The organism is Pseudomonas sp. JH-2 (genome assembly GCF_036231725.1).
Lineage (GTDB): Bacteria > Pseudomonadota > Gammaproteobacteria > Pseudomonadales > Pseudomonadaceae > Pseudomonas > Pseudomonas delhiensis.
Genome location: NZ_JAZAQP010000028.1, coordinates 26,983 through 52,296 on the forward strand (window position 1 = coordinate 26,983; position 25,314 = coordinate 52,296).

21 protein-coding genes are annotated in these 25,314 nt (G+C 66.3%); 12 read left to right on the plus strand and 9 right to left on the minus strand.

Annotated elements, in window-relative coordinates:
• Nucleotides 1-68: 68 nt before the first annotated feature.
• Together VV867_RS18950 and VV867_RS18955 are read left to right on the plus strand one after the other, a co-directional pair.
• Complete coding sequence (locus VV867_RS18950; RefSeq protein WP_109932682.1) at nucleotides 69-1,040, plus strand: GGDEF domain-containing protein; 972 nt, start codon at nucleotides 69-71, stop codon at nucleotides 1,038-1,040.
• Between the two features lie 599 nt (nucleotides 1,041-1,639).
• A complete protein-coding gene (locus VV867_RS18955) occupies nucleotides 1,640-3,004 on the plus strand; it encodes an OprD family porin (protein ID WP_328567268.1) in 1,365 nt (454 codons plus the stop codon).
• 296 nt (nucleotides 3,005-3,300) lie between these two features.
• Here VV867_RS18955 and aguA read toward each other — a convergent pair whose 3' ends face one another.
• The 5 genes from aguA to VV867_RS18980 form a co-directional block, all read right to left on the minus strand.
• Nucleotides 3,301-4,404 carry an agmatine deiminase gene (aguA, locus tag VV867_RS18960; RefSeq protein WP_109932678.1) on the minus strand — a complete coding sequence of 368 codons (1,104 nt, stop codon included), beginning with the start codon at nucleotides 4,402-4,404 and terminating at the stop codon, nucleotides 3,301-3,303.
• A 65-nt stretch (nucleotides 4,405-4,469) separates the two neighbouring features.
• On the minus strand, nucleotides 4,470-5,351 hold the full coding sequence (aguB, locus tag VV867_RS18965) for an N-carbamoylputrescine amidase (protein WP_109932676.1): 882 nt from the start codon (nucleotides 5,349-5,351) through the stop codon (nucleotides 4,470-4,472).
• 276 nt (nucleotides 5,352-5,627) lie between these two features.
• A complete protein-coding gene (locus VV867_RS18970; RefSeq protein ID WP_328567269.1) occupies nucleotides 5,628-6,260 on the minus strand; it encodes a TetR/AcrR family transcriptional regulator in 633 nt (210 codons plus the stop codon).
• Nucleotides 6,261-6,361: 101 nt separating this feature from the next.
• Complete coding sequence (locus VV867_RS18975) at nucleotides 6,362-7,420, minus strand: polyamine ABC transporter substrate-binding protein (protein ID WP_328567270.1); 1,059 nt, start codon at nucleotides 7,418-7,420, stop codon at nucleotides 6,362-6,364.
• A 206-nt stretch (nucleotides 7,421-7,626) separates the two neighbouring features.
• Nucleotides 7,627-9,003 (minus strand): glutamine synthetase family protein, encoded by a 1,377-nt coding sequence (locus VV867_RS18980; RefSeq protein ID WP_109935456.1) that lies wholly within the window; start codon nucleotides 9,001-9,003, stop codon nucleotides 7,627-7,629.
• Nucleotides 9,004-9,280: 277 nt separating this feature from the next.
• Here VV867_RS18980 and VV867_RS18985 point away from each other — a divergent pair, with 277 nt between their 5' ends.
• From VV867_RS18985 to VV867_RS19020, 8 genes are all read left to right on the plus strand, one after another.
• Nucleotides 9,281-10,033 carry a gamma-glutamyl-gamma-aminobutyrate hydrolase family protein gene (locus VV867_RS18985; protein ID WP_275628280.1) on the plus strand — a complete coding sequence of 251 codons (753 nt, stop codon included), beginning with the start codon at nucleotides 9,281-9,283 and terminating at the stop codon, nucleotides 10,031-10,033.
• Nucleotides 10,034-10,074: 41 nt separating this feature from the next.
• Nucleotides 10,075-11,433 (plus strand): glutamine synthetase family protein, encoded by a 1,359-nt coding sequence (locus VV867_RS18990; RefSeq protein WP_109935454.1) that lies wholly within the window; start codon nucleotides 10,075-10,077, stop codon nucleotides 11,431-11,433.
• Nucleotides 11,434-11,495: 62 nt separating this feature from the next.
• Nucleotides 11,496-12,860: an aspartate aminotransferase family protein gene (locus tag VV867_RS18995; RefSeq protein ID WP_328567271.1), complete on the plus strand. Its 1,365-nt coding sequence runs from the start codon at nucleotides 11,496-11,498 to the stop codon at nucleotides 12,858-12,860.
• A 116-nt stretch (nucleotides 12,861-12,976) separates the two neighbouring features.
• On the plus strand, nucleotides 12,977-14,077 hold the full coding sequence (locus tag VV867_RS19000) for a polyamine ABC transporter substrate-binding protein (protein WP_089390841.1): 1,101 nt from the start codon (nucleotides 12,977-12,979) through the stop codon (nucleotides 14,075-14,077).
• A gap of 255 nt (nucleotides 14,078-14,332) precedes the next feature.
• Nucleotides 14,333-15,406, plus strand: a complete 1,074-nt coding sequence (locus VV867_RS19005; RefSeq protein ID WP_256595942.1) for a polyamine ABC transporter substrate-binding protein — start codon at nucleotides 14,333-14,335, stop codon at nucleotides 15,404-15,406.
• 58 nt (nucleotides 15,407-15,464) lie between these two features.
• Nucleotides 15,465-16,619 (plus strand): ABC transporter ATP-binding protein, encoded by a 1,155-nt coding sequence (locus VV867_RS19010; protein ID WP_074980346.1) that lies wholly within the window; start codon nucleotides 15,465-15,467, stop codon nucleotides 16,617-16,619.
• A 26-nt stretch (nucleotides 16,620-16,645) separates the two neighbouring features.
• Nucleotides 16,646-17,527, plus strand: coding sequence for an ABC transporter permease subunit (locus VV867_RS19015; protein ID WP_173427895.1), 882 nt, complete (start codon nucleotides 16,646-16,648; stop codon nucleotides 17,525-17,527).
• Nucleotides 17,524-18,396 carry an ABC transporter permease subunit gene (locus tag VV867_RS19020; protein WP_109935451.1) on the plus strand — a complete coding sequence of 291 codons (873 nt, stop codon included), beginning with the start codon at nucleotides 17,524-17,526 and terminating at the stop codon, nucleotides 18,394-18,396. The genes VV867_RS19015 and VV867_RS19020 overlap by 4 nt, the downstream gene beginning before the upstream one ends.
• A gap of 408 nt (nucleotides 18,397-18,804) precedes the next feature.
• On the opposite strand, the gene VV867_RS19025 is transcribed toward VV867_RS19020, so the two are convergent.
• Entirely contained in the window at nucleotides 18,805-21,195 is a 2,391-nt protein-coding gene (locus VV867_RS19025; RefSeq protein ID WP_328567272.1) for a penicillin acylase family protein, read from the minus strand.
• A gap of 105 nt (nucleotides 21,196-21,300) precedes the next feature.
• On the opposite strand from VV867_RS19025, the gene VV867_RS19030 reads away from it, so the two are divergent.
• Nucleotides 21,301-22,335, plus strand: a complete 1,035-nt coding sequence (locus VV867_RS19030) for an AraC family transcriptional regulator (protein ID WP_275628283.1) — start codon at nucleotides 21,301-21,303, stop codon at nucleotides 22,333-22,335.
• 17 nt (nucleotides 22,336-22,352) lie between these two features.
• Here VV867_RS19030 and VV867_RS19035 read toward each other — a convergent pair whose 3' ends face one another.
• Nucleotides 22,353-22,856, minus strand: a complete 504-nt coding sequence (locus VV867_RS19035; protein ID WP_109935448.1) for a transcriptional regulator — start codon at nucleotides 22,854-22,856, stop codon at nucleotides 22,353-22,355.
• Nucleotides 22,857-22,887: 31 nt separating this feature from the next.
• The gene (locus tag VV867_RS19040; RefSeq protein WP_275628284.1) at nucleotides 22,888-23,496 is read right to left on the minus strand and encodes a DUF6436 domain-containing protein; all 609 of its coding nucleotides are present in this window, start codon (nucleotides 23,494-23,496) and stop codon (nucleotides 22,888-22,890) included.
• Nucleotides 23,497-23,608: 112 nt separating this feature from the next.
• Here VV867_RS19040 and VV867_RS19045 point away from each other — a divergent pair, with 112 nt between their 5' ends.
• Nucleotides 23,609-24,547: an alpha/beta hydrolase gene (locus tag VV867_RS19045; protein ID WP_109935446.1), complete on the plus strand. Its 939-nt coding sequence runs from the start codon at nucleotides 23,609-23,611 to the stop codon at nucleotides 24,545-24,547.
• On the opposite strand, the gene VV867_RS19050 is transcribed toward VV867_RS19045, so the two are convergent.
• Nucleotides 24,544-25,272, minus strand: coding sequence for a hypothetical protein (locus VV867_RS19050; protein WP_109935445.1), 729 nt, complete (start codon nucleotides 25,270-25,272; stop codon nucleotides 24,544-24,546). The genes VV867_RS19045 and VV867_RS19050 overlap by 4 nt on opposite strands.
• Nucleotides 25,273-25,314 lie beyond the last annotated feature (42 nt).

The window sequence follows — 25,314 nt, forward strand, 5'->3', positions numbered from 1 at the left end:
TTTTTTTGTCGAGCACTTGGCTAATTTTGCGGTCATAGACCACTCGATTAGTTGTAGGAAGCTGACACATGGACGACAGGTACAGGGCGCCGCAGGATCTCGACGAAGCGCTGCTGGCATTGCTGCACAGCCGCGCCGAAGTGGAGCGCCTGAAAGAACGCGAGCAGCTTTTCAGCGCCCTGCTGGCCAGCGTCAACGCGGTGCTCTGGGCCTTCGACTGGCAGGCCCAGCGCATGGTCTACGTCAGCCCCGCCTACGAGCGCATCTTCGGCCGTTCGGCGGCCCTGCTGCTGGCCGACTACAACGAATGGCTCAACGCCATCTACCCGGACGACCTCGACTACGCCGCCAGCAGCCTGCTGCAGGTGCTCGAGCGTGGCGCCGTGGAGCAGCGCGAGTACCGCATCCTGCGCGCCGACGGCGAGGTGCGCTGGCTCAGCGACAAGTGCTTCATCAGCCAGCACAGCGAGGCCGGCCTGCCGCTGATGGTGGTCGGCATCGCCGAGGACATCACCGACAAGAAACACCTGGAAAGCGAACTGCAGCGCCTGGCGACCACCGACGTGCTGACCCAGAGCAGCAACCGCCGCTACTTCTTCGACAACGCCGAACAGGCCTTCAACGAATCCAAGCAGGCCGGCGCGGCCCTGGCCTTCCTGCTGCTGGACGTGGACGACTTCAAGAAGGTCAACGACCGCTACGGCCACCAGGTCGGCGACCGCGTGCTGCAGCGCGTGGCCCAGTGCGCCTCCGGCGCGCTGCGCCGCGGCGACCTGTTCGGCCGCATCGGCGGCGAGGAGTTCGCCGTGCTGCTGCCCGGCTGCGACCAGGTGACCGCCCGGCAGATCGGCGAGCGCCTGCAGCGCGAGGTGCAGCGCCTGCGCTTCAAGGAAGACGAGCAGACCTTCGGTATCAGCGTCAGCCAGGGCCTGACCCTGCTGCTGCCCCACGACGAAAACCTCTCGGCGCTCTACGGCCGGGCCGACGCCGCGCTGTACCAGGCCAAGCGCAACGGCAAGGACCGTATCGAGCAGGCCTGAGGCGGCGCCTTTCCGCGCCGCTACCTCTTTCGCCCCCGTCCCGTACCCCTATCGGGAAATGGATTGGCGGGGCGCGATGGCACATTATTTATTCCAAAATGAAATTACATTTTAATAATTAATTCTTTTTGGATTTATTCCCGATTGCTTATCGTTGCCCCAGCGTGGCCGCAGGGTCCAGGCAATGAAGTCCGGTGAGCATGGCGACAAACCGCCAGCCAGGCCGGGGAAGGTGGCGAATTTCCGCTGACCAGCGCGCAGCGAAGGAGCCGGCTACGGGATGCCAACCCGCGCCAGTCCACGTGTCGGGACATGCCGGGCCGATTGGCCCGGGGATTGCCATGTCGGGGTGAAGCCTCAGGTTTCGCCCACAAGAACAAGACACGAGCATTCACCATGACGCTGCCATGCCTTTCCGCAAGTTCCTTCCTGCCTGCTTGCCCACGTAGAGACCCCGCCTAGGGGCGTCCGACTGACCGACCGCCATTCGCCTGCAGGCCCGGGCCGTGCCCGGCCGTGCGACTGGGCGGAGGAATTTGCGCCGTGCGGCGCGTGGCGCTTTGCCGACTTCACACAAGATCAATAAATGGGGATTACCAATGAAGAGTCGTAACATCACGCAATCCACCCTGGCGTTGGCCGTGGCGGCCGCTGCCCTTGGCGCCCATGCTCCGCTGGCCAGCGCCGGCGGCTTCATCGAGGACAGCAAGGCCAGCCTGACCCTGCGCAACTTCTACATCAACAGCGACAACCGCAACGGCACCGCCGAGCCGAGCAAGCAGGAGGAATGGGGCCAGGGCTTCCTGCTGAACTACACCTCCGGCTTCACCGAAGGCACCGTCGGCTTCGGCGTCGATGCGCTGGGGCTGCTGGGTGTGCGCCTGGACAGCGGCAAGGGCACCCACTACAACCCGACCAGCTCCAGCTTCTCCGGCACCGTGTTTCCCACCGATGGCGATGGCCGCGCAGTGGACGACTTCTCGCACCTGGGGGCGACCGGCAAGGTGAAGGTTTCCGCCACCGAGCTGCGCTACGGCACCCTGCTGCCCAAGCTGCCGGTCGTGACCTACAACGACGGCCGCCTGCTGCCGCAGACCTTCGAAGGCGGCCAGATCACCTCCAACGAGTTCAAGGACCTGACGCTGATCGGCGGCCAGCTGGAGCACACCAAGGGCCGCAGCTCGAGCAACAACGAGGGGCTGTCCATCGCCGGCGCCAACAACGCGCGCACCGGCGAGTTCGTCAACAAGTTCTACTACGGCGGCGTCGACTACAAGCTGACCAAGGACCTGACCCTGCAGTACTACTACGGCAACCTGCAGGACTTCTACAAACAGCATTTCCTCGGCCTGCAGCACAACTGGGCGATCGGCCCGGGCGTCCTGAAGAGCGACCTGCGCTACTTCAACAGCAGCGACGACGGCAAGAACAGCCATGACTCGCGCTACTACACCTCCGGTTACTACGGCAACGGCGTGACCAAGGGCGAAGTCGACAACAAGGCCTACAGCGGCCTGTTCACCTACATCGTCAGCGGCCACAGCTTCGGTGTCGGCTACCAGCAGCTCAGCGGCGACAGCGACTTCCCGTTCATCAACAACGGCGACGGCGCCACCGCCTACCTGATCACCGACGTGCAGATCGGCAAGTTCCTGCGTGCCGGTGAGCGTACCTGGCAGGCCCGCTACGGCTATGACTTCGCCCAGGCCGGCCTGCCGGGCCTGACCTTCCAGGCCCTGTACCTGCGCGGCGACAACATCGACACCGCCCGCGGCGACCAGAGCGAGTGGGAGCGCGACATCACCCTGGCCTACGTGATCCCGGACGGTACCTTCAAGGGCCTGGGCTTCACCTGGAAGAACGCCTCGCTGCGCAGCGGCCTGCCGGCCCAGGGCGCTACCCCGGCCCAGCGCGACCAGGACGAGAACCGCCTGATCGTCAGCTACACCCTGCCGCTGTTCTAGAGCCAGGGCTTTCCGTAGGAGCGCGCCGGAGGTTGCGGCTATCGCGGACAAGGTCCGCTCCTACGGGGGGATGCCATGCCTCACGGCGAGGTGGATTGTAGGAGCGGGCCCTGCCCGCGATTTCGCGCGCAGGGCGCGCTCCCACAGGGAAGCACCGTGTGTGGGGTCGGCCCATCGCGGACGGAGTCCGCTCCTACGAGAAGCCATGCTCGCCTGCGGATCTTGCGATGGGTACCGTGATGAAAAAGGCCGTCGTCCCTTGCGGGGCGACGGCCTTTTCGTTGGCGGCTGCCGGCTCAGCGTTTCTGCGGCGCCGGTTGCTGCTGGGTGATGCAGTGGATGTTGCCGCCGCCCAGGAGGATTTCCCGGCCCGGCACCATCACCACTTCGTGCTCGGGGAACACGCGCTGGAGGATGGCCTTGGCCTCGGCGTCCTTCGGATCGTCGAAGCTCGGCGCGACGATGCCGCCGTTGACGATCAGGAAGTTCACATAGGAGCCGGCCAGGCGGATCGACGGGTCGCGCTCCTGGCTGCCTTCCACCAGGTCGACGCCGGAGCACTCTTCCCCGGTCGCATGCAGCGGGCCGGGGATCGGCATCTTGTGCACCACCAACTGCCGGCCCTTGGCGTCGCGCGCCTGTTCCAGCACGCGCATGGCGGCCTGGCAGCGCGGGTAGTTGGGGTCGTTGACGTCGTCGGTCCAGGCCAGCAGCACTTCGCCCGGGCGCACGTAGCAGCAGAAGTTGTCGACGTGGCCGTTGGTCTCGTCGTTGTACAGGCCGTCCGGCAGCCAGATCACGCTCTCCACCGCCAGGTGCTCGCGCAGGACCTGCTCGATCTCCTCGCGGGACAGGTGCGGGTTGCGGTTGCGGTTGAGCAGGCATTCCTCGGTGGTGATGACGGTGCCTTCGCCATCCACGTGGATGGAGCCGCCCTCGAGCACGAAGCCTTCGGTGCGGTAGCGCCCGCAACGTTCGACCTGGAGGATCTTCGCCGCCACCTGGTCGTCGCGCAGCCAGGGGAAGTACAGGCCGCCGTCGAGGCCGCCCCAGGCGTTGAAGGTCCAGTCCACGCCGCGCACGGCGCCCTGGTCGTTCACCACGAAGGTCGGGCCGGTGTCGCGCACCCAGGCGTCGTCGTTGCTGATCTCGATCACCCGGATGGCGTCGCTCAGGCGCGCGCGGGCGTTCTCGAACTGGGCGGCGGAAACGCAGACGGTGACCGGCTCGAAGCGCGCGATGGCCTCGGCCACGGCGCTGAAGGCGGCCTGCGCCGGCTTGCCGCCCAGGCGCCAGTTGTCCGGGCGCTCGGGCCAGACCATCCAGGTCTGGGTGTGGGGTTCCCATTCCGCCGGCATGCGGAAGCCGTCGGCGCGGGGGGTACTGGTCAGAGTGGTCATGGGATCACCAGATGCGGGCAGCTACGGACGAAGCGGCGGGAGGGATCGCCTCCCGCCGCGCGGGGTCATTCGGAGAGGTTCTCTCCGTCGAGGGTCGCGATCGGCCAGTATAGGTTCGGACGGCGGTCGCGGAACACACCCCAGGCGGTGCGGACTTTCTCCAGGGCGTCCAGGTCGAAGCTGTGCACCAGGATGCCTTCCTCGGTCTCGCCCAGTTCCTGGACCTTCTTGCCGAACTGATCGGCGATGAACGAGGAGCCGTAGAAGGTGATGTCGTAGCCGTCCTGCTCTTCCTTGCCGATGCGGTTGGAAGCCACCAGCGGCATCAGGTTGGCGCCGGCATGGCCCTGCTGCACGCGCTGCCAGTGGTCGCGCGAGGTGATGCTGGCGTCATGCGGCTCGCTGCCGATGGCGGTCGGGTAGAACAGCACTTCGGCGCCCATCAGCGCCATGCTGCGGGCGCATTCGGGGAACCACTGGTCCCAGCAGATGCCGACGCCGATGCGCGCGTAGGCGGTGTCCCAGACCTTGAAGCCGGTGTCGCCCGGGTTGAAGTAGTACTTCTCGTGGTAGCCGGGGCCGTCCGGGATGTGGCTCTTGCGGTACACGCCCAGGTTGCTGCCGTCGGCGTCGATGATGGCGATGCTGTTGAAGCGGGCGCGGCCGGCGCGCTCGAAGAAGCTGATCGGCAGCACGACCTTCAGTTCGGCGGCGACTTTCTGGAAGTGCGCGATGGCCGGGTTCTCTTCCACCGGGGTGGCCAGCTGGGTGTAGTCGGCGTTGGGCTTCTGGCAGAAGTAGGGGGTCTCGAACAGTTCCTGGACCAGGATGATCTGCGCGCCCTGGGCGGCCGCCTGGCGCACCAGCTTCTCGGCATTGGCGATATTGGCCTGGACATCCCAGGAGCACGCCATCTGGGTGGCGGCGACGGTGACGGTACGGGTCATGGAACACCTTTTTATTCGGATACTTATCGGCCTTCCGGATTGGGCGGCGGCCGCAGGGTGCTGCGAGAAGGAGGCTTTCTCGCAAGGCTGGGGCGATTTATATCCGATAAAAATCGGCTTTTAAAGCGGAATTTATCTGTAGGCCCATCGAATCCGATGAAAAGGCAGATAAATATCGACAAAGCGGCTTCAGGCGGCAGGCTACAGGCTGCAGGTAAGAGCGTGATCGAAGTGGCGAGGCCAGCCGCTTTTCGCCTGCAGCCTGTAGCCTGCCGCCTACAGCTGCCGTTTGGGCAAGAAGGGCGGCAGATACAGCGACAGATAGGCGTCGAACACCCGCATGCCTTCCTCGGCCAGGCGCGGTTCGATGCGGCCGTGGCGTTGCATCGAGAGGGCGTAGACGCGGTCGCCCAGTTCCATGGCCAGGCTGAACACCTCGATGTCCGCCGGCAGTTCGGGGAGGTGGAAGTGGCGGTCGAACAGCGCCTGCATGGAGCGGCCCAGTTCCATGTCGTGCTGGCGGTCGGCGAGGGTCACCTCGGCCAGGCCGTGGCTGGCGAGGATCAGCTGGCGCGCCGCGGCATCGGCGGCGTAGACGGCGAGCATGCGCTCTTCCACCAGCCGCGAGAGGTCGTGCCAGTCGCGCAGGGCCTCGTGGTCCACCGGCGCCGCCAGGCAGGCGCGGAAGGCGGCGTGGACTTCGCCGGTCAGCGCCTGCAGCAGCGCCGGCACGCTGGGGAAGAAGTGGTAGACCGAGGACGGCGGTATGTCCGCCCGCTCCGCCACGGCGTAGATCGACAGGCCGGCGGTGCCGTCTTCGGCGAGCAGGGCGCGGGCGGCGTCGAGGATGCTGGCGATGCGCGCCTGGCTGCTGGCGCGGGGCTTGCGGGAGCTGGTGGGGGCGGGCATGGGGTTCTCCGGGCATGAGCGGCTATTGGACTTCAGCTCAGGCGCCCGGAGCAAGTTCGCAGGCTTGGCGCCGCCGTGGCGTGGCGGCGCGCCGCTGGCCGTCAGTGGTCGGCCAGCAGCTTGTCCCAGGTTTCCTTGAGCACCGGGGCGGTCTTTTCCGGGGCGATTTCCAGGGCGAACAGGCGGCGCTTGGTCTCCTGGTCCGGGTACAGGCCCGGCTGCTGGCGCAGTTCGGCGTCGAGGAAGGCCGCGGCGTCGACGTTGGCGTTCGGGTAGAGGGTGGCGGCGGTGACCTGGGCGGCGACCTTCGGCTGCAGCATGAAGTCGATGAAGCGCAGGGCCAGGTCCGGGTGCTGGGCGCTGCTGGGCACCACCAGGTTGTCGATGAACAGCACCGAGCCTTCCTGCGGCACCACGAAGTGCACCGGCTGCCCGGCGCGGGCCGCGTGCAGGGCGTCGCCGACCCAGGCCATGGCCACGCACAGCTTGCCGTCGTTGAGGTCCTGGATGTAGCGCTCGCTATCGATGTAGCGCAGGTTCGGGCGCAGCGCCGCGAGCACCTGGCCTGCGCGGCGGATCTGCGTCGGCGCGCTGCGGGCGAAGTTGCGCCCCTGGTAGTTCATCAGCACCGAGAAGGTCTCGTCGGGCGCGTCCAGCAGGCTCAGCCCGCAGCTCTTCAGGCGCGCGCTGTATTGCGGGTCGAACAGCAGGCCCCAGCTGTCCGGCACCGGCCCGCCCAGGGCCTTCTCGGCCTGCGGCTGGTTCACCGCCAGGCCCACGGCGCCCCACAGGTAGGGCACGGCATGGCGGTTGTCGGGGTCGACGGCGGCCAGCTTGCTCATCAGTTGCGGGTCGAGGTGGCTGCGGTTGGGCAGGCGGGTGAAGTCCAGCGGCTGGATCAGCTTGTCCTTGATCAGCTGCGGCAGGTCGTTGTGGGAGGGGACGGCGACGTCGATCTTCTCGCCGGCGCGCAGTGCCTTGTCCAGTTCTTCGGCAGTGCTGTAGGTGTGGTACTCGACACTCACGCCGGTGGCCTTCTCGAAATCCTTGAGCGCTTCCGGGGCGATGTAGTCGTTCCAGTTGTAGACGCGGATGACGTCCTGGGCCTGGGCGAGCAGCGGGCAGAGCAGCAGCAACAGCGGGGCGAGCAGGCGTGGCATTGGCATTCTCCCTGTATGTCAAGGCACAGCATGGACGGCCGGCGGCCATTCCGGGGCTTGGTTGCAGCGTGGAGCGGCAGAGCAGGGTGAGGCGAGGTAAACCCGCCCGGCCGGGAAGGCATGGCGCAGTCGTGCACTGCGGCCGCCCGGCGGGCAAGGCGATCGGACGAACGCCGGCGCGGGGCCGGCGTTGTCCGGGGTGTTTCCTATACGGTGTGCAGGTACCAGTTGTACTCGAGGTCGGAGATCGAATACTCGAACTCCTGCAGCTCGTGTTCCTTGCACGCGACGAAGATGTCGATGTACTCGGGGCTGATGTACTTGTTCATCACGTCGCTGTCGTCCAGCTCGCGCAGGGCATCGCGCAGGTTGTTCGGCAGGCTCTGCTCCAGTTGCTCGTAGGCGTTGCCCTCGATGGGCGCGCCCGGCTCGACCTTGTTGGTCAGGCCGTGGTGGACGCCGGCGAGGACCGCGGCCAGCAGCAGGTAGGGGTTGGCGTCCGCGCCGGCTACCCGGTGTTCCAGGCGTACCGCTTCCGCCGCGCCGGTGGGCACGCGCAGGGCCACGGTACGGTTGTCCAGGCCCCAGCTCGGCGCGTTCGGCACGAAGAAGGCCGAGCCGAAACGGCGGTAGGAGTTGACGTTCGGGCAGAGGAAGGCCATGGAGGCCGGCAGGGTCTCGAGCACACCGCCGATCGCGTGACGCAACGCGGCGTTCTGCTCGGGATCCTCGCTGGCGAAGATGTTCTTGCCGTCCTTGTCCAGCAGCGACACGTGAACGTGCAGACCGTTGCCGGCCTGGCCCGGGTAGGGCTTGGCCATGAAGGTCGAGTCCATCTCGTGGTCGTATGCCACGTTCTTGATCAGGCGCTTGAGCAGCACCGCGTAGTCGCAGGCCTTGAGCGCATCGTTGACGTGGTGGAGGTTGACCTCGAACTGCGCCGGGGCGCTTTCCTTGACGATGGCGTCGGCCGGGATGCCCTGGGCGCGGGCGCCGTCGATGATGTCCTGCAGGCAGTCGGCATACTCGTCGAGGTCGTCGATGGAGTAGACCTGTACCGATTGCGGGCGCTTGCCGGAGATGGGCGAACGCGGTGGCTGCGGACGGCCGTTCACGTTCTCCTGGTCGATCAGGTAGAACTCCAGTTCGAAGGCCGCGACTATGCTCAGGCCGATGTCGGTGAATTTCTGGATGACCTGGCGCAGGACTTCACGCGGGTCGGCGAAGAAGGGCGCGCCTTCCATTTCATGCATGGTCATCAGCAGTTGCGCGGTTGGGCGCTTCTGCCAGGGTTCCATGGCTATGGTGTCGGGGATGGGATAGCAGACACGGTCGGCGTCGCCAATGTCCAGGCCAAGGCCGGTGCTTTCAACGGTGGAGCCAGTGATGTCGAGGGCAAACAGCGAAGCGGGGAGATTGATGCCTTTCTCGTAGACTTTCGGCAGGTTGGTGCGCTCGATGCGCTTGCCGCGAACCACGCCATTCATATCTGCAATAAGGAGGTCGACGAACTGGACCTCGGGGTGTTCCTTCAGGAACTCGGTCGCTTCTGAGAGCGGAACGGCACTCGGGGGTACCGACATGGTGCAACACCTTTATTGTTAAAAATATCAATCATTCGGGGGCTAGGGTGTGAGTCAATCCGAAAGGCCTGTTGATGTCAATAGCGCCACTTCCTGCCCGCTTATGGTGCAAGGTGGCCATTTCTGGGGCATTTCGGCTTGTCTCAGGGGCCGTGAAAGCGTGTTGTCATGGGATGTTCAGCGAGGCGTGTGCGATTTTTTACAGGACTATTGTGTAAAAAAATGAACAGCGCTAAGCTCGGTCGCAACCCATAACACTTACAAGCACGGGTGTCCCATGTCTCGCCTGCCGTTAATAGGCGTGACCGCCTGCGTCAGGCAAGTCGGTCATAAAACCAGCCATACCGTCGGCGACAAATACGTCAGCGCCGTGGTGGCCGGGGCCAATGGTCTACCGTTGATCATTCCCGCCCTGGGCGAGGCTCTCGACCAGGACACCTTGCTCTCCAGCCTCGATGGGCTGCTGTTCAGCGGATCACCGTCGAACGTCGAGCCTCATCATTATAGTGGGCCCGCGAGCGATGCAGGCACTTTGCATGACATCGCCCGAGACGCTACTACACTGCCGCTCATTCGCGCTGCGATCGCCGCTGGCGTGCCGGTACTCGGCATCTGCCGCGGTTTCCAGGAGATCAACGTGGCTCTCGGCGGCACGCTGCACCAGAAGGTGCACGAAACTTCAGGATTCATGGACCACCGCGAGCCGGACGACGAGCCGGTCGAGGTGCAGTACGCCCCGCGCCACGTCGTCGACGTGCAGCCGGGCGGCGTTCTCGCCGGCATCGGCTTGCCGGCGCAGATCCAGGTCAATTCCATTCATGGCCAAGGCGTTGCACGTCTGGCGCCGGGCCTTCGCGTAGAAGCACTGGCGCCTGACGGGTTGGTCGAAGCCTTCTCCGTAGAAGGTGCCAGGGCCTTCGCCCTCGGCGTGCAGTGGCACCCGGAGTGGCAGGTCCGATCCAATCCCAACTATCTCGCCATCTTCCAGGCATTCGGCAAAGCCTGCAGCAAGAGGGCGGGGCAACGTTGAGCCCGGCGGTTGGGGCCGGGCTCTCACACCCTGAGGTCTTTATGACTACCAAGCTAGACCAGCTGACCGGCTGGCTGAAGGAACGCAAGATCACCGAAGTGGAATGCATGATCGCCGACCTGACCGGGATTGCCCGGGGCAAGATCGCGCCGACCAACAAATTCCTCAACGAGAAGGGCATGCGCCTGCCGGAGTCCGTACTCCTGCAGACCGTGACCGGTGATTACGTCGAGGACGACATCTACTACGACCTGCTGGACCCGGCGGACATCGACATGGTCTGCCGCCCGGACGAGAATGCCGTGTTCCTCGTCCCCTGGGCCATCGAGCCCACCGCGATGGTCATCCACGATACCTACGACAAGCTCGGCAACCCCATCGAGCTGTCGCCGCGCAACATTCTCAAGCGCGTGCTCAAGCTCTACGCCGACAAGGGCTGGAAGCCGATCGTGGCGCCGGAGATGGAGTTCTACCTGACCAAGCGCAGCGACGACCCCGACTACCCGCTGCAGGCCCCCGTGGGCCGTTCCGGGCGCCAGGAAACCGGCCGCCAGTCCTTCTCCATCGACGCGGCGAACGAATTCGACCCGCTGTTCGAGGACATGTACGACTGGTGCGAGGCGCAAGGCCTGGACCTGGACACCCTGATCCACGAGGAAGGCACCGCGCAGATGGAAATCAACTTCCGTCACGGCGATGCCCTGGACCTGGCCGACCAGATCCTGGTGTTCAAGCGCACCATGCGCGAGGCCGCACTCAAGCACAACGTGGCCGCGACCTTCATGGCCAAGCCGATGACCGGCGAGCCGGGCAGCGCCATGCACCTGCACCAGAGCATCATCGACATCAAGACCGGCAAGAACATCTTCTCCAATGCCGACGGCACCATGAGCGAGCTGTTCCTGCACCACGTCGGCGGCCTGCAGCGCTTCATCCCCGAGGCCCTGCCGCTGTTCGCCCCGAACGTCAACTCGTTCCGCCGCTTCCTGCCCGACACCTCGGCGCCGGTGAACGTCGAGTGGGGCGAGGAGAACCGTACCGTGGGCCTGCGCGTGCCGGATTCCAACCCGGAGAACCGCCGCGTGGAAAACCGCTTGGCCGGCGCCGACGCCAACCCGTACCTGGCCCTGGCCGCCAGCCTGCTGTGCGGCTACATCGGCATGGTCGAAGGCATCAGACCCAGTGCCCAGGTCAAGGGCCGCGGCTACGAACGACGTAACCTGCGCCTGCCGCTGACCATCGAGGCGGCACTGGAAACCATGGAAGGCAGCAAGACCCTTGAACAGTACCTGGGCAGCAAGTTCATCCGCGGCTACGTCGCGGTGAAACGTGCCGAACACGAGAACTTCAAGCGGGTGATCAGTTCCTGGGAGCGGGAGTTCCTCCTGCTGTCCGTCTGATCGGCGTGGGGTCCGGCCCTGCCGGCCGGGCCCCGTGTTCATTACAGAGAGGTTTTACCAAAATGACGAAACAGACCAGCGCCCAGACCCAACACTGGCAGGCGCTCAGCCGCGAACACCACCTGGCTCCGTTCACCGACTACAAGCAGCTGAACGAGAAGGGTGCGCGCATCATCACCAAGGCCGAGGGCGTGTACCTGTGGGACAGCGAGGGCAACAAGATCCTCGATGGCATGGCCGGCCTGTGGTGCATGAACGTCGGCTATGGTCGCAAGGAGCTCGCCGAGGTCGCCTACAAGCAGATGCTCGAGCTGCCCTACTACAACCTGTTCTTCCAGACCGCGCACCCGCCCGTGCTGGAACTGGCCAAGGCCATCGCCGACATCGCCCCCGAAGGCATGAACCACGTGTTCTTCACCGGCTCCGGCTCGGAGTCCAACGACACCGTGCTGCGCATGGTCCGCCACTACTGGTCGATCAAGGGCAAGCCGCAGAAGAAGGTGGTCATCGGCCGCTGGAACGGCTACCACGGCTCCACCGTCGCCGGCGTCAGCCTCGGCGGCATGAAGGCCCTGCACGGCCAGGGCGACCTGCCGATCCCGGGCATCGTGCACATCGCCCAGCCCTACTGGTACGGCGAGGGCGGCGACATGTCGGCGGAAGAGTTCGGCGTCTGGGCCGCCGAGCAGCTGGAGAAGAAGATTCTCGAAGTCGGCGAGGAGAACGTCGCCGCCTTCATCGCCGAGCCGATCCAGGGCGCCGGTGGCGTGATCGTCCCGCCGGAAACCTACTGGCCGAAGATCCGCGAGATCCTCGCCAAGTACGAGATCCTGTTCATCGCCGACGAAGTCATCTGCGGCTTCGGCCGTACCGGCGAGTGGTTCGGCAGCCAGTACTACGGCAACGCCCCGGACCTGATGCCGATCGCCAAGGGCCTGACCAGCGGCTACATCCCCATGGGCGGCGTAATCGTCCGCGACGAGGTCGTCGATACCCTGAATGAGGGTGGCGAGTTCTACCACGGCTTCACTTACTCTGGTCACCCCGTGGCCGCAGCGGTGGCCCTGGAGAACATCCGCATCCTGCGCGAGGAGAAGATCGTCGAGACCGTGAAGGCGGAAACGGCACCCTACTTGCAGAAGCGCTGGCAGGAGCTGGCCGACCACCCGCTGGTGGGCGAGGCCCGCGGCGTCGGCATGGTGGCCGCGCTGGAGCTGGTGAAGAACAAGAAGACCCGCGAGCGCTTCGAGAACGGCGTCGGCATGCTGTGCCGCGAGCACTGCTTCCGCAACGGCCTGATCATGCGCGCGGTGGGAGACACTATGATTATTTCGCCGCCGCTGGTCATCACCAAGCCGGAGATCGACGAGTTGATCACCCTGGCGCGCAAGTGCCTCGATCAAACCGCCGCCGTAGCGCTGTCTTGAGTCTTTCACCGGACCTTTGACAGACTGCGCCTGTGCGTTGGCCAGGCTCACCGGGTGGTGAAGGCGGGAAGCCGCCGACGCCACCCGGAACATCAAAAACAATTGGAGCTACCCGCATGTTCAAGACCTTCGGCAAGACCCTGCTCGCCATGACTCTGGCGGGCGCTGTGGCCGGCATGGCACAGGCCGATGACAAGGTACTGCACGTTTACAACTGGTCCGACTACATCGCCCCGAACACGGTTGACGAGTTCACCAAGGCCACCGGCATCAAGGTGGTCTACGACGTCTACGACAGCAACGAAGTGCTGGAGGCCAAGCTGCTGGCCGGCAAGTCGGGCTACGACGTGGTGGTGCCGTCGAACTCCTTCCTGGCCAAGCAGATCAAGGCCGGCGTCTACCAGCCGCTGGACCGTTCCAAGCTGCCGAACTGGAAGAACCTCAACCCGGACATCATGAAGACCCTCGAGGTCAGCGACCCGGGCAACAAGTTCGCCATCCCCTACATGTGGGGCACCATCGGCATCGGCTACAACCCGGACAAGGTCAAGGCCGCGCTGGGCGACAACGCCCCGGTGGATTCCTGGGACCTGGTGTTCAAGCCCGAGAACATCCAGAAGCTGAAGCAATGCGGCGTGAGCTTCCTCGACTCGCCCACCGAGATGCTGCCGGCGGCCCTGCACTACCTGGGCTACAAGCCGGACAGCCAGGACCCGAAGGAAATCAAGGCCGCCGAGGACCTGTTCCTGAAGATCCGCCCGTACATCACCTACTTCCACTCCTCCAAGTACATCTCGGACCTGGCCAACGGCAACATCTGCGTGGCCATCGGCTACTCGGGTGACATCTACCAGGCCAAGTCCCGCGCGGTGGAAGCCAAGAACAACGTGAAGGTGGCCTACCACATTCCGAAGGAAGGCGCCGGCGCCTTCTTCGACACCGTGGCCATTCCGAAGGACTCCGAGAACCCCGAAGGCGCGCTGAAGTGGATCAACTTCCTGCTCGAGCCGAAGGTGATCGCCGAGATCTCCGACACCGTCTCCTACCCGAACGCCAACGCCGCGGCCACTCCGCTGGTGAACGAGGAAATCCGTAACGACCCGGGCATCTACCCGAGCGACGAGGTCATGAAGAAGCTGTACGCCTTCCCGGACCTGCCGGCGAAGACCCAGCGCCTGATGACGCGCAGCTGGACCACCATCAAGTCCGGCAAGTGACGGCATGGCCCGGCCGCTCGTCCCGAACGGCCGGGCCCTTGCGGAAAGCGGTGGCGCCGCTGCCGCCTTCCGGAACACACGGATCATCTGCAGTGGGATGACCGTTGGTTGCAGCGCTCTCGTTTCCGACCGGGCTGCATTTAGCGCTCGTGCGCGCCACGGAAGGCCCTGAACAAGCTGTAAAAAAGCCAACCAGACAAAGAAGCTTCATAACAACGAGAGGACCGACGTGTGCGAATTCCCTTCCGCAATACCCTGATCGCCGCCATCTCAACGTTGGGCCTGGGCGCCGCCGTGGCGCAGGCCGAGCCGACCGTCCACATCTACAACTGGAGCGACTACATCGGCGAGACCACCCTGGCCGATTTCGAGAAGGAAACCGGCATCAAGCCGGTGTACGACGTCTTCGACTCCAACGAAACCCTCGAAGGCAAGCTGCTGGCCGGCCGCACCGGTTACGACATCGTGGTGCCGTCCAACCACTTCCTCGGCCGCCAGATCAAGGCCGGCGCCTTCCAGAAGCTGGACAAGAGCCAGCTGCCGAACTGGAAGAATCTCGATCCCAAGCTGATGAAGCAGCTGGAAGCCAACGACCCGGGCAACCTGTACGGCGTGCCGTACCTGTGGGGCACCAACGGCATCGGCTACAACGTCGACAAGGTCAAGGCCGTGCTCGGCGTCGACAAGATCGACTCCTGGGCCGTGCTCTTCGAGCCCGAGAACATGAAGAAGCTCAGCCAGTGCGGCGTCGCCTTCCTCGATTCGGGCGACGAAATGGTGCCGGCCGTGCTCAAGTACCTGGGCCTGGACCCCAACAGCACCAACCCGGCCGACTACGAGAAGGCCGAGGCCAAGCTGATGGCGGTACGCCCGTACGTCACCTATTTCCATTCCTCCAAGTACATCTCGGACCTGGCCAACGGCAACATCTGCGTCGCCGCCGGGTTCTCCGGCGACGTGTTCCAGGCCGCCAACCGCGCCAAGGAAGCCGGCAAGGGCGTGAACATCGCCTATGCGATCCCCAAGGAAGGTGCCAACCTGTGGTTCGACATCCTGGCGATCCCCAAGGACGCCTCGAACCCCAAGCAGGCCCACGCCTTCATCAACTACCTGCTCAAGCCCGAGGTGATCGCCAAGGTCAGCGATTACGTCGGTTACGCCAACCCGAACCCCAAGGCTGGCGAATTCATGGATGAGTCCGTGCGCGACAATCCCGAGGTCTACCCACCTCAGGAGGTACTCGACAAGCTCTTCGTGCAGCACGAGCTGCCGCCGAAGATCCTGCGCCTCATGACCCGTTCCTGGACCAAGATCAAGTCCGGCAAGTAAGCAATCCGAGTACGCCCGGCCGCGGGGGCCGGGCGTCTAAAAGTTGGGAGTTGTGGTAATGGCTATAGCCTCCGGTGCCTACAAGAAAGCCCTCGCGGGCGACCAGCAGCCCAAAGAGGTGTTGGTAAAAATCGACCGGGTCACCAAGCAGTTCGACGAAACCCTTGCGGTGGACAGTGTTTCCCTGACCATCAAGAAGGGCGAGATCTTCGCATTGCTCGGCGGTTCCGGTTCCGGTAAATCCACCCTGTTGCGCATGCTGGCCGGCTTCGAGCGGCCGACCGAAGGTCGCATCTTCCTGGACGGCCAGGACATCACCGACCTGCCGCCCTACGAGCGGCCGATCAACATGATGTTCCAGTCCTATGCGCTCTTCCCGCACATGTCGGTGGCGCAGAACATCGCCTTCGGCCTGAAGCAGGACGGCCTGCCCAAGGCCGAGATCGACAAGATCGTCGAGGAGATGCTCAAGCTGGTGCAGATGACCCAGTACGCCAAGCGCAAGCCGCACCAGCTGTCCGGCGGCCAGCGCCAGCGCGTGGCCCTGGCCCGTTCGCTGGCCAAGCGGCCGAAGCTGCTGCTGCTCGACGAGCCCATGGGCGCCCTGGACAAGAAGCTGCGTTCGCAGATGCAGCTGGAGCTGGTGGAGATCATCGAGCGCGTCGGCGTGACCTGCGTGATGGTGACCCACGACCAGGAAGAGGCCATGACCATGGCCCAGCGCATCGCCATCATGCACCTGGGCTGCATCGAGCAGATCGGCAGCCCGATGGACATCTACGAGACCCCGGCCAGCCGCCTGATCTGCGAGTTCATCGGCAACGTCAACATGTTCGACGGCCAGTTGGTCGAGGACGTGCAGGACCACGCGGTGATCGCCTGCCCGCAGCTGGAGAACCCGATCTACATCGGCCACGGCATCAGCACCCGTGCCGAAGACAAGCGCATCACCTACGCGCTGCGTCCGGAGAAGGTCATGGTTTCCGCGCAGAAGCCGGAGAACCTCGAGCACGAGGGCTTCAACTGGGCCCAGGGCACCGTCTACGACATCGCCTACCTCGGCGGCCACTCGGTGTACTACATCAAGCTGGCCTCGGGGATGATCGTCCAGGCCTTCATGGCCAACGCCGAACGCCACGTGGCGCGCCCGACCTGGGACCAGCCGGTGTACATCAGCTGGTACGACGACAGCGGTGTGGTGCTGCAATCATGAACATCAGCAAATCGCTCATGAAGCGCCTGCCGCGTGGCCGGCACGCCGTGATCGGTGTGCCGTTCATCTGGCTGTTCCTGTTCTTCCTGCTGCCCTTCGCCATCGTGCTGAAGATCAGCCTGGCGGCAGCGGACGTGGCCATCCCGCCGTACACCGAAGTGTTCCAGTACGCCGACCAGACCCTGCAACTGGTGCTGAACCTCGGCAACTACCTGATGCTGACGGACGACCCGCTCTACATCGACGCCTACCTGGGCTCGCTGAAGATGGCGGCGATCAGCACCTTCCTGTGCCTGCTGATCGGCTACCCGATGGCCTACGCCATCGCCCGCGCCAGCAAGGAAATGCAGACCGTCCTGCTGCTGCTGATCATGATGCCGACCTGGACGGCGATCCTGATCCGCGTGTACGCCTGGATGGGCATCCTGTCCAACAACGGGCTGCTCAACGGCTTCCTGATGTGGCTGGGGGTGATCAACGAACCGCTGACCATCCTCAACACCAACCTGGCGGTGTACATCGGTATCGTCTACTCGTACCTGCCGTTCATGGTGATGCCGCTGTACGCCAACCTGGTGAAGCACGACATGAGCCTGCTGGAAGCCGCTTCCGACCTCGGCGCGCGCAACTTCACCAGCTTCTGGAAGATCACCGTGCCGCTGTCGAAGAACGGCATCATCGCCGGCTGCATGCTGGTGTTCATCCCGGCGGTGGGCGAGTTCGTCATCCCGGAACTGCTCGGCGGCCCCGAGACGCTGATGATCGGCAAGGTGCTGTGGCAGGAGTTCTTCAACAACCGTGACTGGCCGGTGGCATCCGCCCTGGCGGTGGTCATGCTGGCGATCCTCATCGTGCCCATCATCCTGTTCAACAAGAACCAAGCGAAGGAACTGGAGGGCAAGGTATGAACAAGCGCTGGTCGTTCTCCAACATCATGCTGGTGTTGGGCCTGCTGTTCATCTACGTGCCGATGGTCATCCTGGTCATCTACTCCTTCAACGGCTCCAAGCTGGTGACGGTGTGGGGCGGCTGGTCGGTGAAGTGGTACGTCGGCCTGCTGGACAACACCCAACTGATCAGCTCGGTGTTCCGCTCCCTGGAAATCGCCGTGTACACGGCGATTTCCTCGGTGGCCCTGGGCACCCTGGCGGCCTTCGTGCTGACGCGCATCCCGCGTTTCCGCGGGCGCACGCTGTTCGGCGGCATGGTCACCGCGCCGCTGGTCATGCCCGAGGTGATCACCGGTCTGTCGCTGCTGCTGCTGTTCGTGGCCATGGCCCAGCTGATCGGCTGGCCGCAGGAGCGCGGCATCGTCACCATCTGGATCGCCCACACCAGCTTCTGCTCGTCCTACGTGGCGGTGGTGGTGTCGGCGCGCCTGCGTGAACTGGACCTGTCCATCGAGGAAGCGGCCATGGACCTGGGCGCCAAGCCCTGGAAAGTGTTCCTGCTGATCACCATCCCGATGATCGCGCCTTCGCTGGCGGCCGGCGGCATGATGTCCTTCGCCCTGTCGCTGGACGACCTGGTGCTGGCCAGCTTCGTGTCCGGCCCCGGCTCCACCACCCTGCCGATGGAAGTGTTCTCCGCCGTGCGCCTGGGCGTGAAGCCGGAGATCAACGCGGTGGCCAGCCTGATCCTGCTGACCGTCTCGCTGTTCACCTTCTTCGCCTGGTACTTCACCCGCCAGGCCGAGGAGCGCCGCAAGCGTGCCGTCCAGGAGGCCATGGAAGCCACGGCCACCGACTGGCAGAAAGGTTCGCCGGCCACCGCCTGACGTCGTCTTGTCGGCCGGCTGCAGCCGGTGCCTGCGAAAGCCATGGGCCACCTTCGGGTGGCCCATGTTTTTGGGGGTGCGGACATATGCCGAAGGGCAAGAAGAATCTGTTTTCTCAGAAGAATCTGACAGTCAATCGCTGCAACTTCCACGCATTTGCCAACTACTATTCAGTGTGTCCGTTGGCGGTTGCCGGCTATTCCCCGCAGCTTGGTCGGCCTCCGTGATCCCGGGTAACTTGCCAGTGCTTACCACAGCACCCAGGCGGGAGGTGGCGCGCAAATACAACACCCCGACAGTTATCCCTAGGGGGAATAACGCGCCAGGGAGCTTCGGCGCCTCCCGCAGTCCCTTCTCACGGAAACGACGAACCCCGCATTGCGCGGGGTTCGTCGTTTTCGGCGCTACCTAGCGGCCCTGCGGGACCAGCCTGAGCAGGCCATGGCTGTTGGCGGCGACCTCGTCGGGCTGGAAATGCTCGGCGTGGTAGCGGCCTTCGACGTAGTCCTCGGCCTGGTCCTTGTAGTGCGCGTCGAAGAGCACGCCGCTCTGGCCCACCGGGTTGATGCCCAGGGCGTGGGTCGGGTCGGCGAAGTCCACCAGGCGCCGCGTCGAGGGCCCGTAGGTGACGGCCCAGGGCGCCGGGCCGATGGGCGCCGAGAGGTTGTTCGGCACCTCGTGGCCACCGGGGGCGGCGAAGGGGCCGATGTTGAACAGGCGGTCCAGCGGCTTCTGCATGCCCAGCGGGTGCACGTGGGTGAGCGTGTGCGCCTCGCCCCATCTCCAATTGGCCGGGTCCTGGCCGAAGGTGTCGCGCAGGTGCGCAAGGCTCGCCTGCCAGGCGGCCCTGACGATGTCCGCGCGGCTTTCCTTCTGCGCCGTGCCGCGGTCGTCCCACCAGGGCGAGGTGTCGTCGGCGGCCAGCCGCGGCAGGGCGCTGTCGATCGCCCGGGTGCTCAGCAGGGTGTTGAAGAAGGCGTCGCCCATCTCGTCGTGCATGGCGGCGTAGGCCAACTGGTAGAGGAACTGGCTGAACAGGGTGGCGGCCACCGAGTCCAGCGGGTAGTCGCCCTTCCAGGCCGCCAGTTGCTCCACCAGCGCCTTCTCCTGGTCGCCGGCCGCCACCTGGCGCAGGCTCGGCAGCAGCGGGGCCAGGGTGCGCGGGCCGTAGTCGGTGCCGGTGTCCAGCTGCAGCGCCTGGCTGTTCTGCAGGTCCCACTTCACCGAGGTGTCAGCCAGGCGCTGGTCCAGGCGCTGGCCGCGGTCGGCCAGGTTGTAGTAGCCGGGGATCGGCCGGCCGTTGGCGGGCACCGGTTGGAAGTTGGCCGAGACGATGTAGCCGCGCGCCGGGTTCTCCTCGTGGGGGTTCTCGACGAAGGGGTAGAAGCCGTCCTTGTCCGCCGCGGCGGTGCTGCCGTCGAGGATGAAGTTGGGCTCGACGCCGGCCGGGCGCCGCGGCAGCTGCGCCGAGGCCCACCAGGCGATGTCGCCGCGGGTGTTGGCCCAGACCACGTTGAGCCCCGGCGCGTGGATCTGCGCGGCGGCGGCGCGGGCCTTGTCCAGGGTGTCGGCGCGGTCGAGGTGGTAGAAGGCGTCCAGCAGCGGGTTCTCGGTCTGCAGGAAGCCCCACCACATGGCGATGGGCGTCTTGCCCGAGGCGGCGCCCAGGGCGTCGTTGACGATCGGCCCGTGGGGCGAGCTGCGCAGCACCAGCTTGACCGGCGCCTGGCCCTTGACCGCGATGCTCTGCTCCTCGCGCTGCAGGTCCACCCACTGGCCGTGGTACCAGACCTGCTCGGGGTTGGCCGGGTTGGTCTTCTCGGCCACCAGGTCCATGTCGTCGTTCTGGAACATGGTCAGGCTCCAGCCGAAGTCCTTGTTGTGGCCGAGCATGGCGAAGGGCACCAGGGCCTGGTGGTGGCCGTAGAGTTCGAAGCCCGGGGCGCTGAGCTGCGCCTCGTACCACACCGAGGGCGCGGCGAAGCGGATGTGCGGATCGCCCGCCAGCAATGGCCTGCCGCTGCGCGTGCGGCTGCCGGAGACCACCCAGGCGTTGCTGCCCTCGTACTGTGGCAGGCCGGCGGCCTCCAGGGCCTGCTGGCTGATCTGCGCCAGGGCGCCGAGGTCCTTCCAGTCGCCGGCGGCCAGCGCGGTGGGCCGCTGCAGTACGCCCTCGGGGTGCCAGGCCAGGTCGAAGGCCTTCAGGTAGTCGGCGCCCAGGTCGTCGCGGATGTAGGTGAGCACCGGCTCGGTGCGCAGGGCCACGGCGAAGCTGTAGGCCAGGTAGCCGGACACGGCGAGGGTGTCCTCCACCGTGAACGGCCGCTTGGGAATGCCCAGCACGTCGAACTCCAGCGGCTTCGGGTGGCTGGCCTGGTACTGGTTGATGCCGTCCAGGTAGGCCTGCAGGGCTTTCCAGGCCGGCGACTGGCGGTCCTGGCGGGCGGCGTACTCGGCGGCATGGCTGCGCAGGCGCAGGGTGCGGAACAGGCGGTCGGTGTCCACCAGCTTGGGCCCCAGCACCTCGGCCAGTTCGCCGTTGGCCAGGCGGCGCAGCATCTCCATCTGGAACAGCCGGTCCTGGGCGTGCACGTAGCCCAGCGCGCGGTACAGGTCGCTTTCGTTCTGCGCACGGATGTGCGGCACGCCACGCTCGTCGTAGCGCACCTCGACCTCGGCCTGCAGCCCCGGCAGCCCGGCCAGGCCGTCGCGGGTCGGCTGCTTGCCATGCAGGTACCAGGCGCCCCCGGCGGCGGCCGCCGCCACCAGCACGGCAAGAACGGTCAACGTACGTTTCATGCAAGGCTCTCCTTGTTGTTCTGCGCGGATTCTGCGCATTCGCGCCGGGCGCTTGCATTGACCAAACGCCCGCAAGCTGCAAGTCTTCGGTCAAAAGGAGGCCGCATGCCCGCTGCGCGCGCACCACTCACCCACTCGGCCACCCTGCGCCGCCTGCTCTACGAGGCCCTGGCCAGCCTGGGGCTGGAGCCGGCGCGCATCTACCGCCAGGCGCTGCGCCGGGTGCGCCTGGCGCCGGTGAGCGCCGACGGCCGCCTGCTGCACGACGAGGTGCCGTTGTTCTGGGCGGCGCTGCCGGAGCTTAGCGGCGACGCGGACATCGGCCTGCACCTGGGCGAGGCGATGAAGCCGCGCCTGCTCGACGTGGTCGGCTACCTGCTGCTCGCCAGCCGCGACCTGGAGCAGGCGCTGCACAGCTTCCTGCGCTTCCAGCACATCCTTTCCGGCGGCCTGGCCGCGCAGCTGCGCGAGGAGGGCGAGCAGGTGCGGCTGGTGCTCGACATCCACTACCGCGACTGCCCGCCGCTGCGCCAGCAGATGGAATGCCTGCTGCTGCTGTTCATCAAGCTGCTGAAGGCGGTCACCGACGACGAGTTCGCCTGTTCCGCCATCGAGTTCCGCCACGCCGCGCCCCGGCGCCTGGCCGAGCACCGCCGGCTGTTCGGGCTGACGCCGCGCTTCGCCTGTGAACACGACGCCCTGCTGTTCCCCCGTGCCCTGCTGCGACGCCCGTCGCGCACGGCCAACGCTGCCTTGCACGGCGTGCTCACCCGGCATGCCGAGGAGGAATTGCAACGCCTGCAGGAGAACGACCTGCGCAACCGCCTGCGCTACCTGCTGGCCCACCGCCTGGGCCGCGAGCCCTGCACCCTGGAGGCCTGCGCCGAGCTGCTGGGGCTGCCGGCCGGGGCCCTGCAGCGCAGCCTGGCCGGGCAGGGCAGCGGCTTCCGCGAGCTGCACGAGGAAGTGCGCCGCCAGCGCGCCACCGAGCTGCTGGCCGAAGGCGTGGCCATCCGCGAGGTCGCGCGGACCTGCGGCTTCGCCGAGCTGTCGCCGTTCTACCGCGCCTTCCGGCGCTGGTTCGGGGTGCCGCCGGAGGCCTACCGGCGGCGTTTGCGGGAGATGGCGCAGGCGCGTTGAGGCGACCCGCGCCGGGTTCATTCGGCCAGCGGGATCTCGCGGGACACGTCCAGCAGGGCCATGGCGTCGAGCTGTGTCTCGATCTGCAGGAAACGCATGGCGCGCGTCGGCGAGACGGCCTTGGCCATGCGCGTGATGTAGCGGTTGCGCAGGTCCAGGCGCATCTGCTGGAGCTTCTCGGCGCGCGTGATCAGCTTGCTGGCGTCGGCATCGGCGACCTTGCCGGTGTTGTAGGACCTGGCGTAGTCGAGGATCAGCGCCAGGTGCTGCTTGCTCAGCTTCTCGGCTTCGCTGCGGTAGGTGTTGTAGATCGGCCAGAACGCCTCGCCTTCCTTGTCGGTGAGGTTCATGTTGGCTTCGACGATGCGCTTGCGCTTGTAGTCGATGTCGGCCAGGCGGTTGTCGATCTCGGCCTTGTGCTCGGACATCACCTGGTCGGGGTTGGGCGCCTGGTCGTCGGCGACGGCCAGCAGCGGCAGGGCGAGCAGGGCGCACAGGGCGAGGGTGGGGCGTAGCGGCATGGGAGGCTCCTTGTAGTCGCGCGCCGGCCCTTCATGGGCCAGCTCCGGCAAGTGTAGATGCTGGCGCCCGGCTGTCCGCCCGCCAGGGGCAATAGCAGCCTTGCGCGAGGGTCTGGGTGGCCTGCACCGGGCGGCCGTCGACGAGGGCCTGCAGCACCGGCTCGATGAAGCTGTTGGCCGAGCTGCACACCGCGCCTTCGCTATAGGGACCGAAATAGGCCAGGCGGCCCTGGCGGTCCCAGATGGCCACTGCCGGGCTTGCCGGCAGCGCCTCGGCGCCGGGCGGCATGGCCAACGGCTGCAGGGCCTGGAGGGTGGCGGGCAGGCGGCCCTGGCTGGCGGGTTTCTGTACGGCGAAGAACTGCACGCCGAGCGGCGCGAAGCGCGCCAGCAGCTCGGCCAGGTGCTGCTGGTTGCCGACGTTGCACGGGCAGGCCGGGTCCCAGAAATGCACCAGGCGGATGGCGCCGGGGCCGGCCAGCCCCGCCGGCAACTGCAGGCCGGCGCCGCTGAACAGCGTCGGCTGGGTGTCGAAGGGGCGGATGTAGCGCTGCTGGAACCACTGGTAGGCGCCCAGCAGGGTGGCGCCGGCGAGCAGTGCGGCCAGGCTGGCGAGGATGAGCTTGCGGCGGGCAGGCATGGCGAATCCCGGTAAGATAGCCCCCAAGAGTGCCATGCCGCCGCCCGCGGCAGAACGGCCCGGTTGCCGCCGGGCACTCGCCCCCGTGCCACCGTAAACGCGGAAAACCCCGATGCCAGAAGCCTTCCAGCCCGATCTGCTGCGCCAGCGCCTGCGACCCCTGACCGCAGCCGGGCGCGATGGCCAGGTCGCCGCCTACCAGTCCTTCTACGGGCTCGACCTGGCGGCCCGCTACCCGGGCCTGGACAGCCGCCTGGGCTATCTCGAGTGCGCCGGCTACCGCATCGCCGTGCAGACCTGGCGCCCGGCCCTGGCCCGCGGCAGCCTGCTGTTGCTGCACGGCTACTACGACCACATGGGGCTGTACGGCCATGTCGTCGACTGGGCGCTGGGCCTGGGCCTGGCGGTGATCGCCTGCGACCTGCCGGGGCACGGCCTGTCCGACGGCGCGGCAGCCAGCATCAACGACTTCGCCGAATACCAGGCGGTGCTCGCCGGCCTGCTGGACGCGGCGGCGCAGCTGGACCTGCCGCAACCCTGGCACCTCTTCGGGCAGAGCACCGGCGGCGCCATCCTGCTGGACTACCTGCTCACCGGCGCGCCGCGCCCGGAGCTGGGCCACACCCTGCTGCTGGCGCCGCTGGTGCGGCCGCGGGCCTGGGGCTGGTCGAAGCTCAGCTACCAGCTGCTGCGGCCCTTCGTCGATTCCATCCCGCGCAAGTTCACCGACAACTCCAACGACGCCGGCTTCCTTGCCTTCCTCCGCGATCGCGACCCGCTGCAGCCGCGCATCCTGCCCACCGCCTGGGTGGGCGCGCTGGCGCGCTGGATCCCGCACATCGAGGGCGCGCCGCCCAGCCCGCGCAACCTGCTGGTGGTGCAGGGCGACGCCGACGAAACGGTGGACTGGCGCTACAACCTGAGGGTGCTGGAGGAGAAGTTCGAGCGCATCGAGTGCCTGCTGCTCACCGGCGCGCGGCACCACCTGGCCAACGAGAGCGAGGCACTGCGCCGGCGCTACTTCGACTTCCTCGGCGAGCGCCTGAGCTAGTTGGCGGGGGACGCCAGCCCGGCTTTCACCGCGGCCAGGGCGGCCTGGTAGTAGGCCTGGCCGGCCGGCGACTCGGCGAAGTCGGCGAACTGCTGCAGCTCGGCGTCGGAGAGGCTGCGGTAGACGTACAGCAGGGTGTTGTCGAGGTCGGCGCCGATCTGCTGCACGACGTTCTGCCGCTGCCCTTCGAGCAGCCCCTGGCCCTGGCCGAGCAGGCCGGGGAGCATCTGGCTGAGGCTGTCGGCGGCCACGCTGGCCAGCGCCATGCTGACCTCGGCGCCCGCCTCGCTGGCCGGCAGGGCACGGCTCAGGCGCTGGGCGAGCTGCTGGCGCTGCGGCGTGGCCTGCTGGCGCGGCAGGCCGTTGGCGTACTGGGCGAGCTGGTCGCTGCGGGTGGCGAGGGTTTCCGCGGCGGCGATCTTGTGCCCCAGGGGCGATTCGAAGAAGGCCAGCGCCGGCCCGCTGTCCGCCAGGTTCTGGCGCAGCCCGGCCAGCGCCCGGGCATCGATCTGCGCTGGGGCGAAGCGCTGGTTGCTGTTGTTCACCAGGGCCTGGTACAGCGCCGGCGGCAGGTTGGCCTGGTAGCGCTTCTGCGCGGCGTGCAGGGCATCGTTGAAGTGCGCGCGTTGTTCCGGCCAGCCGGCGGCCTGGTACAGGCGCTGGTAGTCGTCGGCCAGGACGGGTAGGCCCAGCATCAGCAGGGCTAGGGCAAGCAGTGCACGCAAATCGGGTCCTCCTGGCGACAGTGGCCATCCGCCGCGGCTATT

Bases quoted from the DNA above. Each gene is read 5' to 3' on its own strand.
- VV867_RS18990 (WP_109935454.1), top strand. From the start codon at position 10,075: ATGACTACCAAGCTAGACCAGCTGACCGGCTGGCTGAAGGAACGCAAG.
- VV867_RS19025 (WP_328567272.1), bottom strand. From the start codon at position 21,195: ATGAAACGTACGTTGACCGTTCTTGCCGTGCTGGTGGCGGCGGCCGCC.
- VV867_RS19040 (WP_275628284.1), bottom strand. From the start codon at position 23,496: ATGCCTGCCCGCCGCAAGCTCATCCTCGCCAGCCTGGCCGCACTGCTC.
- aguA (WP_109932678.1), bottom strand. From the start codon at position 4,404: ATGACCACTCTGACCAGTACCCCCCGCGCCGACGGCTTCCGCATGCCG.
- VV867_RS19045 (WP_109935446.1), top strand. From the start codon at position 23,609: ATGCCAGAAGCCTTCCAGCCCGATCTGCTGCGCCAGCGCCTGCGACCC.
- VV867_RS18950 (WP_109932682.1), top strand. From the start codon at position 69: ATGGACGACAGGTACAGGGCGCCGCAGGATCTCGACGAAGCGCTGCTG.
- VV867_RS18980 (WP_109935456.1), bottom strand. From the start codon at position 9,003: ATGTCGGTACCCCCGAGTGCCGTTCCGCTCTCAGAAGCGACCGAGTTC.
- aguB (WP_109932676.1), bottom strand. From the start codon at position 5,351: ATGACCCGTACCGTCACCGTCGCCGCCACCCAGATGGCGTGCTCCTGG.
- VV867_RS18970 (WP_328567269.1), bottom strand. From the start codon at position 6,260: ATGCCCGCCCCCACCAGCTCCCGCAAGCCCCGCGCCAGCAGCCAGGCG.
- VV867_RS19035 (WP_109935448.1), bottom strand. From the start codon at position 22,856: ATGCCGCTACGCCCCACCCTCGCCCTGTGCGCCCTGCTCGCCCTGCCG.
- VV867_RS19010 (WP_074980346.1), top strand. From the start codon at position 15,465: ATGGCTATAGCCTCCGGTGCCTACAAGAAAGCCCTCGCGGGCGACCAG.
- VV867_RS18985 (WP_275628280.1), top strand. From the start codon at position 9,281: ATGTCTCGCCTGCCGTTAATAGGCGTGACCGCCTGCGTCAGGCAAGTC.
- VV867_RS19030 (WP_275628283.1), top strand. From the start codon at position 21,301: ATGCCCGCTGCGCGCGCACCACTCACCCACTCGGCCACCCTGCGCCGC.
- VV867_RS18995 (WP_328567271.1), top strand. From the start codon at position 11,496: ATGACGAAACAGACCAGCGCCCAGACCCAACACTGGCAGGCGCTCAGC.
- VV867_RS19020 (WP_109935451.1), top strand. From the start codon at position 17,524: ATGAACAAGCGCTGGTCGTTCTCCAACATCATGCTGGTGTTGGGCCTG.
- VV867_RS18975 (WP_328567270.1), bottom strand. From the start codon at position 7,420: ATGCCACGCCTGCTCGCCCCGCTGTTGCTGCTGCTCTGCCCGCTGCTC.
- VV867_RS19000 (WP_089390841.1), top strand. From the start codon at position 12,977: ATGTTCAAGACCTTCGGCAAGACCCTGCTCGCCATGACTCTGGCGGGC.
- VV867_RS18955 (WP_328567268.1), top strand. From the start codon at position 1,640: ATGAAGAGTCGTAACATCACGCAATCCACCCTGGCGTTGGCCGTGGCG.